Source organism: Gillisella terrae, assembly GCF_004801395.1.
Lineage (GTDB): Bacteria > Pseudomonadota > Alphaproteobacteria > Rhizobiales > Rhizobiaceae > Allorhizobium > Allorhizobium terrae.
The window spans coordinates 366,706-382,397 of record NZ_SSOA01000004.1 but is presented as its reverse complement, the minus strand read 5'-3'; the positions used below and the strand labels follow the sequence as shown (position 1 = coordinate 382,397).

Genomic DNA, 15,692 nt, shown 5'->3' with positions numbered 1-15,692 from the left:
CCTTTTAGCGGGTCAGAACGGCGGCCAGATCGGCTGCGATCAACTCGGCCAACTCGTTGGCGGCACGGTTTTCGCCATCGCGGATTGCGCGAAGCTTCGCATATTCCTGGCCGGGGAAATCCAGCAGCGCTACGGACTGCCGATGCGCAATGCGCAGGACCGTTCCCTCCTTGGCCTTTTTCAGCACATAATCGCCCCGCACAACAACGCGACCGGCGCTGAGTGTGTTGGTCGATTGGTCAGGAAGCACTTCGCTGACGCTCGAGCTGACGCTCAAATTGACAAGATATTCCGGATGAGCGGGTTCGCCCTGACCGCCAGCCGCCAGGAAAATCAGTCGATTGCGCACAACCTGTCCGACGCGGTCTGTCGCATCGGAGAAGGCGATGGAGGCCATTAGGCGACGTGTGCCTTTGGCTTCGCTATAGAGAGGGCGAACCTGACAACTTGCCAATCCACCTAGAAGACCGGCCGTGCCGATCAGCATGGCACGGCGGGTGATAGTGTTGCGTGAATCAGACGACAATGTTCACAATCCTCTGTGGAACCACAATGATTTTCTTCGGGCTTTGCCCTTGGAGAGCGGCTTTGACCAGCGGCAATTCAAGCGCTGCCTGACTGACGGCATTTTGATCCGCATCACGCGCGATTGTCAATTCAGCACGCTTCTTGCCATTGACCTGCACAGGCATGGTGACTTCATTTTCAGCCACAAGATCAGCACTGAATTCTGGCCATTTTGCCTGTGCCACCAGTCCCTGATTGCCCAGCACGCTCCAGCATTCTTCCGCCAGATGGGGTGTCATGGGGGCAACGATCTGAATCAGGATTTCAGTGGCATTGCGCACGGCAGCAACAAAGGCCGCGTCTGCCGTGCCAGCGGCAACCGTGGTCAACGGACCAGCAAGCGTATTGACCAACTCATAGATGCGCGCGACCGCCTTGTTGAAGGCCAGCTTGTCCAGATCGCCCTGAACGGCTTGCAGCGTCTTGTGAGCAGCCTGAGAAATGGCCTTGGCTTCACCGTCCAGAGCAGGTGCTGCTTTGACGGCAGCAAGCTGGCTTGATGCTTCAGACACCAAGCGCCAGACGCGCTGCACGAAGCGATGCGCACCTTCCACACCCGCCTCAGACCAGATCACGTCGCGGTCTGGTGGAGAGTCAGACAGCACGAAGAAGCGGGCAGTATCGGCACCATAGGAGGCGATAATATCATCGGGATCGACGACATTTTTCTTCGACTTCGACATTTTCTCAATCGAGCCAATGGTGACTTCTTCACCAGAGCTCAAAAGATAGGCTTTGCGGACACCCTCTTTTTCTTCAATGCGAATATCAGCCGGTGAAACCCACTGGCCGTTGGCACCCTCACCCAGCTTATAGGTTTCATGCACCACCATGCCCTGGGTAAACAGGCTCTTGAATGGCTCGCTGACCGCCACATGGCCGGTTTCGCGCATGGCACGGGTGAAGAAGCGCGAATAAAGCAGATGCAAGATCGCGTGTTCGATACCGCCAATATATTGATCGACCGGCAGCCAGTGGTTGGCAATTTTCGGATCGGTCGGGTTGGCTTCATTGGGCGCGGTAAAGCGGGTGTAGTACCAGCTGGAATCGACAAATGTGTCCATCGTGTCGGTTTCACGTCGGGCTGGCTTGCCGCAGCAGGGGCAGGCAACGTGCCGCCATGTGGGGTGACGATCCAGCGGGTTGCCGGGCACATCAAAGGTCACATCGTCAGGCAGCTTGACCGGCAGGTCAGCCTTTGGCACGGGCACCACGCCGCAGTCATCGCAATGAATGACCGGGATCGGGCAGCCCCAATAGCGCTGACGGGAAATGCCCCAATCGCGCAGACGGAAATTGACCTTGCGTTCGCCAACCGGCGCGCCATTGAGCTGTTCAGCAGAAAGCTTGCTGGCCACAGTTTCAAAGGCTTCATCAGTGGTCATGCCATTGAGGAAGCGCGAATTGATCATCACGCCATCATCCACATAGGCGGTGTCACCCACGGTGAAGCTTTCTGCGTCGCCATCTTTCGGCATGACAACAGGCACCACCGGCAAATCATATTTGCGGGCAAAATCCAGATCGCGCTGGTCGCCGGATGGGCAGCCGAAGATTGCCCCCGTGCCATATTCCATCAGCACGAAGTTGGCGACATAAACGGGCAGCTCCCAGCTTGGGTCCAGCGGATGCTTGACCGTGACGCCGGTGTTGATGCCCTTCTTCTCGGCAGTTTCGAGCGCTGCCAGCGAGGTGCCAGCGCGGCGGCAATCATCGCAGAAAGCGGCAACCGCTTCGTTGCTTTCCGATACCGCTTTCGCCAGGGGATGATCCGCAGCGATGGCAAGGAAGGACGCACCAAACAGCGTGTCGGGACGGGTGGTATAGACCTGAACCTCAGAAAAACCTGCGGGCGCATTGGCAGCCGCGATTTCCCAACGCACTGTCAGACCTTCAGAGCGGCCAATCCAGTTTTTCTGCATCAGACGCACTTTTTCGGGCCACTGGTCCAGCGTGTCCAAGGCATCCAGCAGGTCCTGGGCAAAATCGGTGATTTTGAAGAACCACTGCGTCAACTCGCGCTGCTCAACCAGAGCACCGGAACGCCAGCCGCGACCATCAATCACCTGCTCATTGGCGAGAACCGTGTTGTCGATCGGGTCCCAGTTGACCTTGGATTGCTTGCGATAGATCAGGCCCTTTTCCATCATGTCGATGAACAGGTGCTGCTGCTGTTGATAATAGTCCACGTCGCAGGTGGCAAATTCACGGGTCCAGTCCAGCGACAGACCCATGGACTTCAGCTGGCCGCGCATGGTGGCAATGTTTTGGTAGGTCCAGTCTTTCGGATGGACGTTGTTTTGCATGGCCGCATTTTCAGCAGGCATGCCAAAGGCATCCCAGCCCATGGGGTGCAGAACGTTGTAGCCACGGGCGCGCTTATAGCGGGCCACCACATCGCCGAGCGCATAATTGCGCACATGGCCAATGTGAATGCGGCCCGATGGGTAGGGAAACATCTCGAGGACGTAATATTTTTCGCGCGGGTCTTTGCTATCGGTTTCAAAGACCTTGGCCTCAGCCCATTTTTCCTGCCAGCGAGGCTCTGTATCGCGCGGATTGTAACGTTCTGTGCTCATTGATGTGCGTCCGGATTCAATTTGTATCTGCTTCGTATTTGGGTTGGACCTTCATCATGAAACGGCTCTAGCGTCAAGGTTTTGGGCACCAACAACGGGCTTTCCTGTCGATGCAAAGGTGTCTGGCTCTTGCCTTTGTTATCAACTATCGTGAAAACAGCAGGAAATTGAAAAACGCGAGTTTGCATGATGACGATTGAAGAACGACTGGCTGAAGTGAGAAGCAAGATCGCTGATGCGGCAAAAGAGGCCAACCGCAAGCCGGAGTCGGTGCAATTGGTCGCTGTGTCCAAAACCTTCGATGCTGATGCCATTCGACCCGTAATCGTGGAAGGCCAGCGCGTGTTTGGCGAAAACCGGGTGCAGGAGGCGCAAGGAAAGTGGCCAGAGTTGAAATCCGAGACAGCCGGTATTGAGCTTCACCTGATTGGCCCTTTGCAATCCAACAAGGCTGCCGATGCTGTTGCGCTGTTTGATGTGATTGAAACGGTGGACCGCGAAAAAATTGCCCGTACACTTGCTGATGAAATGACAAAGCAGGGAAAGACGCCCCGGCTTTATGTGCAGGTCAACACCGGGCTTGAGCCACAAAAGGCCGGTATTGATCCACGTGAAACCATTGCTTTTGTGCAATTTTGCCAAAATGATCTGGGACTTTCGATTGAGGGTTTGATGTGCATTCCCCCAGCTGATGAAAATCCCGGCCCGCATTTTGCGCTGTTGCAAAAACTGGCAAAAGAATGCGGCGTTGCGAAGCTCTCCATGGGCATGTCAGGCGATTATGAGACCGCCATAGGCTTTGGCGCAACAAGCGTTAGAGTTGGTTCTGCAATATTTGGCAACCGTTGATTTTATTTATAAGTTATGTTTAATATTGCGGTGCGACGGATTGAGCACCGACATGAAAAACCCCGGAAGCAATTGCTCCGGGGTTTTTTGATGTTCGAACCTACTGCATAATTGTTACAGCGCCCTTTGCGTACCAAGTTTGGTGAGAGGCGCTGTATGAATTGGAAACAATCAGTACTGATCGTCTTCCTCTTCGTCCTTGCGATCCGATGACAGCGACTTGAGCTTGGCAAACACGGCGTTGGCGTCGATTTCTTTCTCTTCTTCCTGAGCGTAGAAATCGAGGTGTTCGGTGGCCGACGCTGCCTGAAGGGTTGCGCCCAATTCGGCGGTTGTTGGCAAAGGACGGCCCTTGGAGGCCTTTTCAACTTCCATATCCAGATCGATCTGGCTGCACAGACCAAGGGTAACCGGATCCATTGGTGTCAGATTGGTCGAGTTCCAGTGGGTGCGTTCGCGGATTTGCTCAATCGTGCTCTTGGTGGTGCCAACCAGGCGCGAAATCTGCGTGTCTTTCAATTCAGGATGGTTGCGCACCAGCCACAGAATGGCATTCGGGCGGTCCTGACGCTTGGACACCGGCGTGTAGCGTGGGCCGCGACGCTTGGATTCAGGCACACGAACCTTTGGCTCCAAAACCTTGAGCTTGTAATTGATGTCTTTTTCGGCGCGGGCAATTTCATCGCGCGACAGCTGGCCTGTCGAAATAGGATCAAGCCCCTTGATGCCTGTCGCTGCTTCGCCGTCCGCAATTGCCTTGATTTCAAGCGGGTGCATTTTGCAGAACTGGGCAATCTGATCAAATGACAGCGCCGTATTGTCGACGAGCCATACAGCTGTTGCCTTGGGCATGAGCAGTGTTTGGGCCATGAACTTACAATCCTTCTGTAGGTCCGCGGCGGGTGTCGCGGGCCGTGGATCAAACCACAATTTCCGGGAATTCAACGGTCATATACTCTAATTGTCGCATAATTGCAATTCTCTGCTGCAGAAATGACCTTCGTCTAATTGATGCGCTGTGCCGAACTGTTATGAATCAATCATGGATGTACGAAAGTGTGACGTGATTTTGCCAAGGCAACATGCTCTAAACCTATCAGTGAGCATGACCATGGCGTGGCAGTCGCGCATGTGCATCAAGACTTGAATCGGAGAGAGTGGAGCTCTCCGTAACCTTCGGGTTACATCATATGAGGAGGATTGCGATGTCGGCCAAGATTTATCCCGTGTTGAAATCGGCCAAGGCCCAGGCGATGATCGACAATGACAAGTATCTGAAATGGTACGAGGAAAGTGTCGAAGATCCCGAAAAGTTCTGGTCCAAACACGGCAAGCGCATTGATTGGTACAAGCCCTATACCAAGGCAAAAAACACCAGTTTCAAGGGCAAGGTGTCGATCAAGTGGTTTGAAGATGGCTTGACCAACGTATCCTACAACTGCATTGACCGGCATTTGAAAACCCATGGTGAGCGCACTGCCATCATCTGGGAAGGGGATAACCCCTATATCGACAAGCGCATCACCTATAATCAGCTCTATGAGAACGTTTGCCGCCTGGCCAATGTGCTAAAAGCCAATGGCGTCAAAAAAGGTGATCGCGTCACCATCTACATGCCAATGGTGCCAGAAGCCACCTATGCCATGTTGGCTTGCGCGCGCATCGGCGCTGTGCATTCGGTGGTGTTTGGCGGGTTTTCGCCCGAAGCTTTGGCGGGGCGTATTGTCGATTGTGAATCAACCTTTGTCATCACCTGCGACGAAGGTGTGCGCGGTGGCAAGCCTGTGGCACTGAAGGAAAACACCGATATCGCCATTGATATTGCAGCCAAGCAATATGTCATCGTCAATAAGGTTTTGGTGGTGCGCCGCACCGGCGGCAAGGTGGGCTGGGCACCGGGGCGCGATCTCTGGTATCATCAGGAAGTGGCCAAGGTGAAGCCGGAATGCCCGCCGGTGAAAATGAAGGCGGAGGATCCGCTGTTCATTCTCTACACCTCCGGCTCCACCGGCAAACCAAAAGGTGTTTTGCACACGACGGGTGGCTATCTCGTCTATGCCTCGATGACCCATGAATATGTGTTTGATTACAAGGATGGCGAGGTCTTCTGGTGCTCGGCTGATGTGGGCTGGGTCACGGGCCATTCCTATATTGTCTATGGACCGCTGGCCAATTGCGCGACAACCGTGATGTTTGAAGGGGTGCCAAACTTCCCCGATCAGGGCCGGTTCTGGGAAATCGTTGACAAGCATAAGGTCAATATTTTTTACACGGCACCCACGGCCATTCGCTCTCTGATGGGAGCCGGAGATGAGTTTGTAAAGCGCTCATCGCGCTCCTCCTTGCGCCTGCTGGGCTCGGTTGGCGAACCGATCAACCCGGAAGCCTGGGAGTGGTATTATGACGTGGTGGGTGAGAAGCGCTGCCCGATTGTCGATACCTGGTGGCAGACGGAAACCGGCGGTATCTTGATCAGCCCCCTGCCCGGCGCAACCGATATGAAACCCGGATCGGCCACCCGACCCTTCTTTGGTGTCAAGCCGCAACTTGTTGATAATGAGGGCAACGTGCTGGAGGGTCCAGCCGATGGCAATCTGTGCATTATCGACAGCTGGCCGGGTCAGGCCCGCACAATCTATGGCGATCACAGCCGGTTCGTGCAGACTTATTTCTCCACCTACAAGGGGAAATATTTCACCGGTGACGGCTGCCGCCGTGATGAGGATGGCTATTACTGGATCACCGGTCGTGTGGATGACGTGCTGAATGTCTCCGGCCATCGTCTGGGCACGGCAGAAGTTGAATCGGCACTGGTGTCGCATCACCTTGTGTCTGAGGCGGCGGTGGTGGGCTATCCCCATGCCATCAAGGGGCAGGGCATCTATTGCTATGTCACGCTGATGTCAGGGCATGAGGGCAATGAGGAGTTGCGGCAAACGCTGATCAAGCATGTGCGCGCCGAGATTGGGCCGATTGCCGCACCGGATAAAATCCAGTTTGCGCCGGGCCTGCCCAAAACCCGATCGGGCAAAATCATGCGCCGAATCCTGCGCAAAATCGCCGAGGATGATTTTGGTGCCTTGGGTGATACATCCACCTTGGCCGATCCCGGCGTTGTGGATGATCTGATCGCCAACCGCCAGAACAAGGCCAGTGCCTGATCCGGTGAGACAGCTTTGAAAGAGAGAAAGGGATGGGCATATGCCCGTCCCTTTTTCAATGGGTTCCGTTCGCCTTTTCAGCCGTGTTTGGCCGTTATACTGAATTGAGACGGGGCAGAGTGGGAATGGTACTCGTAATATGGGTGCAAAGAGACTATATGGAAAGTTCTTAGGGTAGTTTTCGCACCTTAGCTTCGGCACGGTGCGGCAAACTATTGATTGTAAGCATGTCGTTTTTGCAGGCCTGTGCATGTGTGTGGGCGATATGCTGTAGCAGGAGTTTCCATGGCCCGGATCGATCAATCCGATGACTGGCGCGAAAAACATGCGCCGACCATCAGCACCTTCGAATCGCTTGCGATCGAGGCTTTTGGTACCTTGCCGAAGGAGTTTCGGGATCTCACAGGAAATCTGATCATCGAAGTTGCTGATTTTCCAACCGACGATGTGTTTGAAGACATGGCGCTGGAAACGCCTTTCGATTTGCTCGGCCTGTTTGAAGGACAGGGCTTGTCGGAGCGTTTCACCATGGACACGGCAGGCACGCTACCCAATAAGATCATCCTCTATCGCCGCCCAATTCTCGACTACTGGGCCGAGAATGACGAGACCTTGGGCGATATTGTCACCCACGTGCTGATCCACGAAATTGGTCATCACTTTGGCCTGTCTGACGATGATATGGAGCGAATTGAGGAAGCCGATGATTCACCGCTGCGTGACCGGTCCTGATACGATCGAGGTAATTTAAAAAGCGCCGCTGTCTTGAATGAGACAGCGGCGCTTTTTTGTTTTATCCTTCAATCACGATCAAAAGATCCTTGGCGTCGATCTGATCACCGTTCTTCACCAGCACTTCGGCCACCTTGCCTGCCTTTTCGGCATGAAGCGCGGTTTCCATCTTCATGGCTTCAATCGAGAGCAGCACATCGCCAGCCTTGATCTGTTGGCCGCTTGAGACAAACACCCGCGAGATGACGCCGGGCATGGGGGCACCGATATGGCTGGGGTTTTCTGCCTCGGCCTTGCGGCGAACAGCAGCCGTCGCAGTCTTGCTGCGATCCGGCACCTTGATGCGGCGCGGCTGGCCGTTGAGTTCAAAGAACACCGTGACCATGCCTTGTGCATCCGGCGCGCTGGCGGCCTGATTGACGATGACCAGCGTTTTGCCGCGCTCAATCTCTGCAAACAATTCCCCACCATCGGCGATGCCGTAGAAATAGGCGGGGGTTGGCAGAACTGAGACCGGACCATAAGTGTCTGACGCCAGCGCAAAATCGGTGAAGACCTTGGGATACATCAGATAAGAGGCAAATTCGAAATCATCGACAGGCCGTTCCAGCTTGTCCTCGATCACTTTGCGCTCAGCCTCCAGATCGGCATCCTTGAGCAGGGAGCCGGGGCGCACCGTGTAAGGCTTCTCACCCTTGAGGGCCTTCTTTTGCAGGGCTTGCGGCCAGCCACTCGGCGGTTGGCCCAGATCGCCCCTCAGCATGGCAACAACCGAATCCGGGAAGGCAATGTCCTTTTGTGGATCCTCCACATCAGCAACTGTCAAATCTTGCGCCACCATCATCAGGGCCATGTCCCCCACCACCTTGGAGGATGGTGTGACCTTGACGATATCGCCAAACATCTGGTTGGCATCAGCATAGGCCTGCGCCACCTGGTGCCAGCGAGTTTCCAGACCCAGCGAACGGGCCTGCTCCTTCAGGTTGGTAAACTGACCACCCGGCATTTCATGCAAATAGACTTCCGAGGCTGGCCCCTTCAGATCACTTTCAAAGGCGGCATACTGGCTGCGCACCGCTTCCCAATAGAAGGAAATGCGGCGAATCCATTCAGGATCAAGGCCGGATTCGCGCTCAGTGCCATTCAGCGCCTCGACAATCGAGCCAAGGCATGGCTGTGAGGTGTTGCCAGAGAATGCATCCATAGCCGCATCCACTGCATCCACGCCCGCATCAATGGCGGCCAGAACGGTGGCTGCCGAAATGCCAGAGGTGTCATGGGTGTGGAAGTGAATGGGCAGGCTGGTGGCTTCACGCAGCGCCTTGAACAGCACCTTTGCCGCCGCTGGCTTCAAAAGGCCTGCCATATCTTTCAGCGCGATAATATGGGCACCGGCTTTTTCCAGCTCAACGGCCAGATTTGTGTAATATTTCAGATCGTATTTGGGCCGCGCACTGTTGAGAAGGTCGCCCGTGTAGCAGATGGTGGCTTCGCAGAGCTTGTTTTCTTCCTGCACCGCGTCCATGGAGACGCGCATGTTATCGACCCAGTTCAGGCAGTCGAACACGCGGAACAGATCAATCCCGCCCTTGGCGGCCTGACGGACGAAATATTTAACAACGTTATCCGGGTAATTGGTATAGCCAACACCGTTGGCACCGCGCAGCAGCATTTGCAAAAGCAGGTTTGGCGCACCTTCGCGCACCAGCGCCAGGCGCTCCCATGGGTCTTCGGTCAAAAAGCGCATGGAGACATCAAAGGTCGCCCCACCCCAGCATTCGAGCGACAAAAGATTGGGCAGCGCGCGCGCATAAATCGGCGCAATCCGGGCAATGTCATGGGTGCGCATCCGGGTGGCCAGCAAGGATTGGTGACCATCGCGCATGGTGGTATCGGTGATCAGCACCCGCTTTTCATTGCGCATCCACTCGGAAAAGCCCTTGGGGCCGAGCGCATCAAGCTTTTGCTTGGTACCGTCAACAATCTCGCCCTCAATATAGGGCAGAACAGGCTTTGCCGCCTTTTCCGAGGGCTTGGGCCGGTTTTTGGTTTCTGGATGGCCGTTGACGGTCACGTCGGCCAGATAGGTCAACAGCTTGGTGGCGCGGTCCTGACGCTTGACGTGCGAGAACAGTTCCGGCGTCGAGTCGATAAACCGGGTTGTGTAGGTGTTATCGCGAAATTTCGGATGGGTGATGATGGCTTCAAGGAAGGTCAGATTGGTGGCAACGCCGCGAATACGGAACTCGCGCAGTGCGCGGTCCATGCGGCTGATGGCCTCTTGTGGCGTGCTGCCTGCGGCTGTGACCTTGACCAGAAGCGGATCATAATACCGGGTAATGATCGCGCCGGTATATGCGGTGCCGCCATCGAGCCGGATTCCGAAACCGGCGGCAGAGCGATAGGCAGTGATTCGGCCATAATCGGGAATGAAATTATGCTCGGGGTCTTCGGTGGTGACGCGGCATTGCAGCGCGTGGCCGTTCAGCCGAATGTCTTCCTGTTTTGGAACGCCGGATTCAGGCGTGCCAATGGCAGCCCCTTCCAGAATGTGAATCTGCGCCTTGACGATGTCGATACCGGTGACGACTTCAGTGACGGTATGCTCGACCTGAATGCGTGGATTGACCTCGATGAAATAGAATTTCCCCGTGTCGGCATCCATCAGATATTCAACGGTGCCAGCCCCGATATAGCCGGTGGCGCGGGCGATTTTCAAAGAATAATCGGCCAGTTCCTGCCGCTGGCTCTCGCTGAGGTAAGGGGCAGGCGCGCGCTCGACCACCTTTTGATTGCGGCGCTGCACCGAGCAGTCGCGTTCAAACAGATGCACGGCATTGCCATGGGTGTCACCAAGAATCTGGCTTTCCACATGGCGGGCGCGTTCCACCAGCTTTTCGAGGTACACTTCATCCTTGCCAAAAGCCGCCTGTGCTTCGCGCTTGGCCTCGGTCACTTCCTTTGCCAGATCCCCTTCACTGCGGATCACCCGCATGCCGCGACCGCCACCGCCCCAGGAGGCTTTCAGCATCAGCGGGTAGCCAATCTCGGCGGCCATTTTGGCAACTTCAGTCATATCGTCTGGCAATGGCTCGGTGGCTGGAACCACCGGAACGCCGATTTCAATGGCCAGATTGCGGGCAGCAACCTTATTGCCCAATCGCCGCATAGTCTCAGACTTTGGGCCGATGAAAATCAAACCTGCATCGTTGCAGGCGTCAACAAATTCAGGACTTTCCGACAAAAGCCCATAGCCGGGGTGGATGGCATCGGCACCCGAGAGCTTGGCAACGCGGATGATTTCATCAATGGAGAGATAGCTCTCAATCGGGCCAAGATCGCGTTTCAGGTGCGGGCCGCGACCAACCTGATAGCTTTCATCGGCTTTGAAACGATGCAAGGAGAGCTTGTCTTCTTCCGCCCAGATGGCAACGGTTTTAATGCCAAGTTCATTGGCGGCACGAAACACGCGAATGGCGATTTCGGAACGGTTGGCGACAAGAATTTTCGAAATAGACAAGAGACCCTCCTCGGCAGCAGGCGTAACCTTTCGCGTCTGCGAAAAGAATTGATAGCTATTTGTAAGGACATACGCAATTTCTGCGCAATGCAACATACAAATATTTGTCTTTTTATAGGAAGGTCCATTTGTCTATGGCGTTCTTTGTGCGCCATATTTTGTGCACGGTGCTGTAAAGCCTGTCGCTGTGAATCCCACTTATCGCGACGGGCTTTAGTGAATCAACCCGAGGCGAATGGCCAGCCCCACCATGTGCTGGCGGTTTTTGGCGCTTAGCTTGTCCTGCAATTCATTGACATACCAATCCACGGTGTGATTCGAAATTTCGAGAAGCTTGCTCATTTCGTTCGAGGTCATGCCTTCGCCGAGATAGTTGAGAATCTCCAGTTCACGGCGCGTGAGGCGCACGTCGACTTTCGGTGCGCTGTTCAAAGCGTCTGCTTCGCCGTTCAGCTCCATCAGCCGCCAGAAAGCGCATTTCGCCACCGTGTCAAACAGCATGATTTCAATTGCCGACAAGTCCACCGGCCGCCCACCGACGGTCATATTGCCCAGAATGCCGCCTCGCCCATGGATTGGGAAAATATACCCTTCCTCCAGGCCAAATTTATAGGCGTCTGCCATCATCTTCTGCATCCGCTTGAAATGCGGATCATCTTTGAAGGCCGGCAGAGATTCACTCCAGCGGAACGGGCGATGGGCCTGCGCCAGATAGCGCACGGAAGGGTCAATCAATACCAGCTTCTTGCTGACATAGATCTGCGGCCATTTATCCGGCCAACGCCCCGCCAGGATCAGACTTAAAGGGTTTTGATCCGGTTTTGGCGTGCGCACCACACCATAATATTCGAAGCCGTAGACGCTGAGGACCTTCTCCAGCTCCGCAATGAGCTCTTCACGATTCCTGCACCCCTGTGCGACAGCCATGAACTGTATAAGATGGTTGACCGTCACAAATACCCCCTTGATCTGACCTATGTCAGAAAATCATGTTGTTCTAATTAGCATCAAATTTTATCAGGTCAAAACCTACGTGTTCGACGTCTGTCATTTCAATCTTGAGTATTGATTAATTTTCCAGTTCCCAATTTGTCCATAGCGCCCAATTTGAAAAATTGAATCCACGAATTGAGATTTTGCACAATTGATAGGGAACTGTACAGGCGATGTTCATGTTTGTTTTCCTATAACAATCAGACCTATGGCAGACTTATGGCCCCAAGCGGGCAAATTGCCGGATAATATCGGTAAGGAATGGAGAATTCGACGGCATGTCCTTGTTGCAAATCTATTGGCGTGCTCTGCAATATCTGGGGGCTTATCGCTTAAAGGTTGGCGTCGTCGTTGCCGCTAACATCATCCTCGCTGTGATCACCATTGCCGAACCTGTGTTGTTTGGCTGGATCATTGATGCGATTTCCACAGGTAAGCCTGTCACGGATATTCTGATCATGTGGGGCGGGTTCGGCGTTTTCAATACAGTCGCTTTTGTGCTGGTGGCCCGCGAGGCCGACCGCCTCGCCCATGGCCGCCGCGCATCCTTGCTGACCGAGGCCTTTGGCCGCATTATTTCCATGCCACTTTCCTGGCATCACCAGCGCGGCACATCCAACGCATTGCATACATTGTTGCGCGCCAGCGAGACCCTGTTTGGTCTGTGGCTGGAATTCATGCGCACCCATTTGGCCACGCTTGTGGCGCTGGCACTGCTCATTCCCACAGCCCTGTCCATGGACATCCGCCTCACCGTGGTGCTGATTGTGCTCGGCCTGATCTACATCGTGATTGGCAAAGTGGTGATGGACAAGACCAAGGATGGTCAGGCTTCGGTTGAGGGGCACTATCACACGGTTTTTTCCCATGTCAGTGATTCGATCAGCAATGTTTCGGTGGTGCATAGCTACAACCGCATTCAGGCCGAAACCGCAGCGCTGAAAACCTTCACCACCAATCTGATCAATGCCCAATATCCGGTGCTGGACTGGTGGGCGATTGCCAGCGGCCTGAACCGCATTGCTTCCACAGCCTCCATGCTGATCATCCTCATTCTTGGCACTTTGCTGGTGCAAAAAGGCGAGTTGCGGGTTGGGGATGTCATTGCTTTCATTGGCTTTGCCAATCTGTTGATCGGGCGTCTGGATCAGATGCGCCAGTTCTCGACCCAGATTTTTGAAGCCCGCGCCAAGCTGGAGGATTTTTATCAGCTGGAAGATTCGGTGAAGGAGCGCGATGAGCCTGCGGGCACCATGGATCTGCCGCCGGTGCGTGGCGATGTTGAGTTCAAAGACGTGTCTTTTGACTTTGCCAACACCACGCAAGGCGTAAAGCACGTTTCCTTCCAGGCCAAGGCTGGCCAGACGATTGCCATTGTCGGGCCAACCGGTGCCGGTAAAACCACATTGATCAACCTGTTGCAGCGGGTGCATGAACCGCAAGAAGGGCAAATCCTGATTGACGGTGTGAATATTACCAGCGTCACACGCCATTCCCTGCGCCACAGCATTGCCACCGTGTTTCAGGATGCAGGCATTCTCAACCGCTCGATTGCCGACAACATTCGTATTGGTCGGGAAAATGCGACAGATGCCGACATTGTCAAAGCAGCAGAAGCTGCCGCTGCCACTGACTTTATCGAGAGCCGACTAAACGGTTTCGAGACCAGCGTGGGCGAACGCGGCAACCGGCTATCTGGTGGTGAGCGCCAGCGCATTGCCATTGCGCGTGCGATTTTGAAGGACGCACCGATTCTGGTGCTGGATGAAGCCACCAGTGCGCTGGATGTGGAAACCGAAGCGCGGGTGAAAGAAGCCATTGATCGTCTGCGCAAAAACCGCACGACCTTCATCATTGCCCACCGTCTCTCGACTATTCGTGAGGCCGATCAGGTGTTGTTCCTCGATCATGGCCGTATCGTTGAAATGGGCACGTATGATGAATTGAGCGCCAAGGGCGGACGGTTCGCCTCGCTGTTGCAAACCAGCGGCCTTTTGAAGGAAGACGATGAAGGCCCGCACATCTGATTGGGCCTGACCACGCAAAGATCAAGAAAGGCGCGACCTTCATGTCGCGCCTTTTCTATTTTAGAGTTTGTCAGGGAAAAGTGGACTCCGGTTTTCCCTGAAAAACTTTAGGCTTTCGCCAGCCATTTTTCTGCAAGCTCGACCCAGAAGGTGGTGCCGGTTGGGATAATGTCATCGTTGAAATTGTAGCGCGGGTGGTGAAGCTGCGGGTCATCGGCGGTTTTTTGCGTGCCGAGGAAGAAATAGGTTCCGGGCTTCTTTTCCAGCATATAGGCAAAGTCTTCACTGCCCATGATCGGGTTTTCCATGTCGAAAACCTTGTCATTGCCAGCAAAGCGCTTGGCCAGGTCGCGGACGTAATCGGTTTCTGCCTTGTGATTGATGGTGGCTGGATAGCCGCGCTGATAGTCGATTTCAACACGCATGCCGTAGCTTGCCGCCTGCCCTTCGGCAATCTGGCGAATGCGGGTTTCCAGCGCATCGCGCACACCAGCATCAAGGGCGCGGATGGTGATGGCCATCTCAGCGCGCTCGGGAATAACATTGCTGGCGATGCCACTGTTAAAGGCGCCCACGGTGATAACGGCCGATTTCAGTGGATGGATGTTGCGCGATACAACCGTTTGTAAAGCCATGATAATGCTGGCCCCCGCCACAATCGGATCGGCGGCATCCTGCGGCTCGGCGCCATGGCCGCCCTTGCCGATCACGGTGATCTTGCATTCATCGGCAGAGGCCATGATTGGCCCTTCACGGAACACAAAATGACCAAAAGGAATGCGTGGATCATTGTGCAGGCCAAACACGGCGTCGCAGGGAAAGCGCTCGAACAGACCATCCTCAATCATCAGCTTTGCACCGCCAAAATTCTCTTCGGCGGGTTGGAAAATCAGATGGATGGTGCCGTCGAAATTGCGGCGCTCGGATAAAATTTTGGCAGCACCCAGCAGCATGGCCGTGTGGCCATCGTGACCGCAGGCATGCATGACGCCGGGATGTTGGCTGACATAATCAACGCCGGTTTCTTCGGGGATGGGCAGGGCATCAAAATCGGCTCTGATGCCGATGCTGCGGGGGCTGTCACCATTTTTCAGGGTTGCAACAATGCCGGTTTTGGCCAGACCACGGGTGATCTCATAGCCCATTTCGGTCAGCTTTTCGGCGACGAAATCGGATGTTTTGAATTCGGATAGTCCGAGTTCCGGGATCTGGTGCAGATGGCGGCGGATGGCAACGACATCTTGCATTTCATTCGACAGGGGGA

At 54.8% G+C, this 15,692-nt stretch carries 10 protein-coding genes; 4 read left to right on the top strand and 6 right to left on the bottom strand.

Annotation, left to right across the window (positions count from 1 at the left end):
- Positions 1–4: 4 nt before the first annotated feature.
- Together E6C51_RS11240 and leuS are read right to left on the bottom strand one after the other, a co-directional pair.
- Positions 5–526: a hypothetical protein gene (locus E6C51_RS11240; protein ID WP_146934008.1), complete on the bottom strand. Its 522-nt coding sequence runs from the start codon at positions 524–526 to the stop codon at positions 5–7.
- The gene (gene leuS, locus E6C51_RS11235) at positions 516–3,146 is read right to left on the bottom strand and encodes a leucine--tRNA ligase (protein WP_190235983.1); all 2,631 of its coding nucleotides are present in this window, start codon (positions 3,144–3,146) and stop codon (positions 516–518) included. Before leuS ends, E6C51_RS11240 begins: the two co-directional genes overlap by 11 nt.
- Positions 3,147–3,335: 189 nt before the next feature.
- Here leuS and E6C51_RS11230 point away from each other — a divergent pair, with 189 nt between their 5' ends.
- Complete coding sequence (locus E6C51_RS11230; RefSeq protein WP_190236042.1) at positions 3,336–3,995, top strand: YggS family pyridoxal phosphate-dependent enzyme; 660 nt, start codon at positions 3,336–3,338, stop codon at positions 3,993–3,995.
- Positions 3,996–4,166: 171 nt separating this feature from the next.
- On the opposite strand, the gene E6C51_RS11225 is transcribed toward E6C51_RS11230, so the two are convergent.
- Entirely contained in the window at positions 4,167–4,865 is a 699-nt protein-coding gene (locus E6C51_RS11225; RefSeq protein WP_146934010.1) for a DUF1013 domain-containing protein, read from the bottom strand.
- Positions 4,866–5,200: 335 nt separating this feature from the next.
- Here E6C51_RS11225 and acs point away from each other — a divergent pair, with 335 nt between their 5' ends.
- Positions 5,201–7,156 carry an acetate--CoA ligase gene (gene acs / locus E6C51_RS11220; protein WP_146934011.1) on the top strand — a complete coding sequence of 652 codons (1,956 nt, stop codon included), beginning with the start codon at positions 5,201–5,203 and terminating at the stop codon, positions 7,154–7,156.
- Positions 7,157–7,441: 285 nt separating this feature from the next.
- Complete coding sequence (locus E6C51_RS11215; protein ID WP_190235982.1) at positions 7,442–7,888, top strand: metallopeptidase family protein; 447 nt, start codon at positions 7,442–7,444, stop codon at positions 7,886–7,888.
- Positions 7,889–7,949: 61 nt separating this feature from the next.
- On the opposite strand, the gene pyc is transcribed toward E6C51_RS11215, so the two are convergent.
- Together pyc and E6C51_RS11205 are read right to left on the bottom strand one after the other, a co-directional pair.
- A complete protein-coding gene (gene pyc, locus E6C51_RS11210; protein WP_190235981.1) occupies positions 7,950–11,408 on the bottom strand; it encodes a pyruvate carboxylase in 3,459 nt (1,152 codons plus the stop codon).
- Between the two features lie 213 nt (positions 11,409–11,621).
- On the bottom strand, positions 11,622–12,362 hold the full coding sequence (locus tag E6C51_RS11205; protein WP_146934015.1) for a LuxR family transcriptional regulator: 741 nt from the start codon (positions 12,360–12,362) through the stop codon (positions 11,622–11,624).
- A gap of 317 nt (positions 12,363–12,679) precedes the next feature.
- On the opposite strand from E6C51_RS11205, the gene E6C51_RS11200 reads away from it, so the two are divergent.
- Positions 12,680–14,428 (top strand): glucan ABC transporter ATP-binding protein/ permease, encoded by a 1,749-nt coding sequence (locus tag E6C51_RS11200; protein WP_146934017.1) that lies wholly within the window; start codon positions 12,680–12,682, stop codon positions 14,426–14,428.
- Between the two features lie 107 nt (positions 14,429–14,535).
- On the opposite strand, the gene E6C51_RS11195 is transcribed toward E6C51_RS11200, so the two are convergent.
- Positions 14,536–15,675, bottom strand: a complete 1,140-nt coding sequence (locus E6C51_RS11195) for a M20 aminoacylase family protein (protein WP_190236041.1) — start codon at positions 15,673–15,675, stop codon at positions 14,536–14,538.
- Positions 15,676–15,692: the final 17 nt, after the last annotated feature.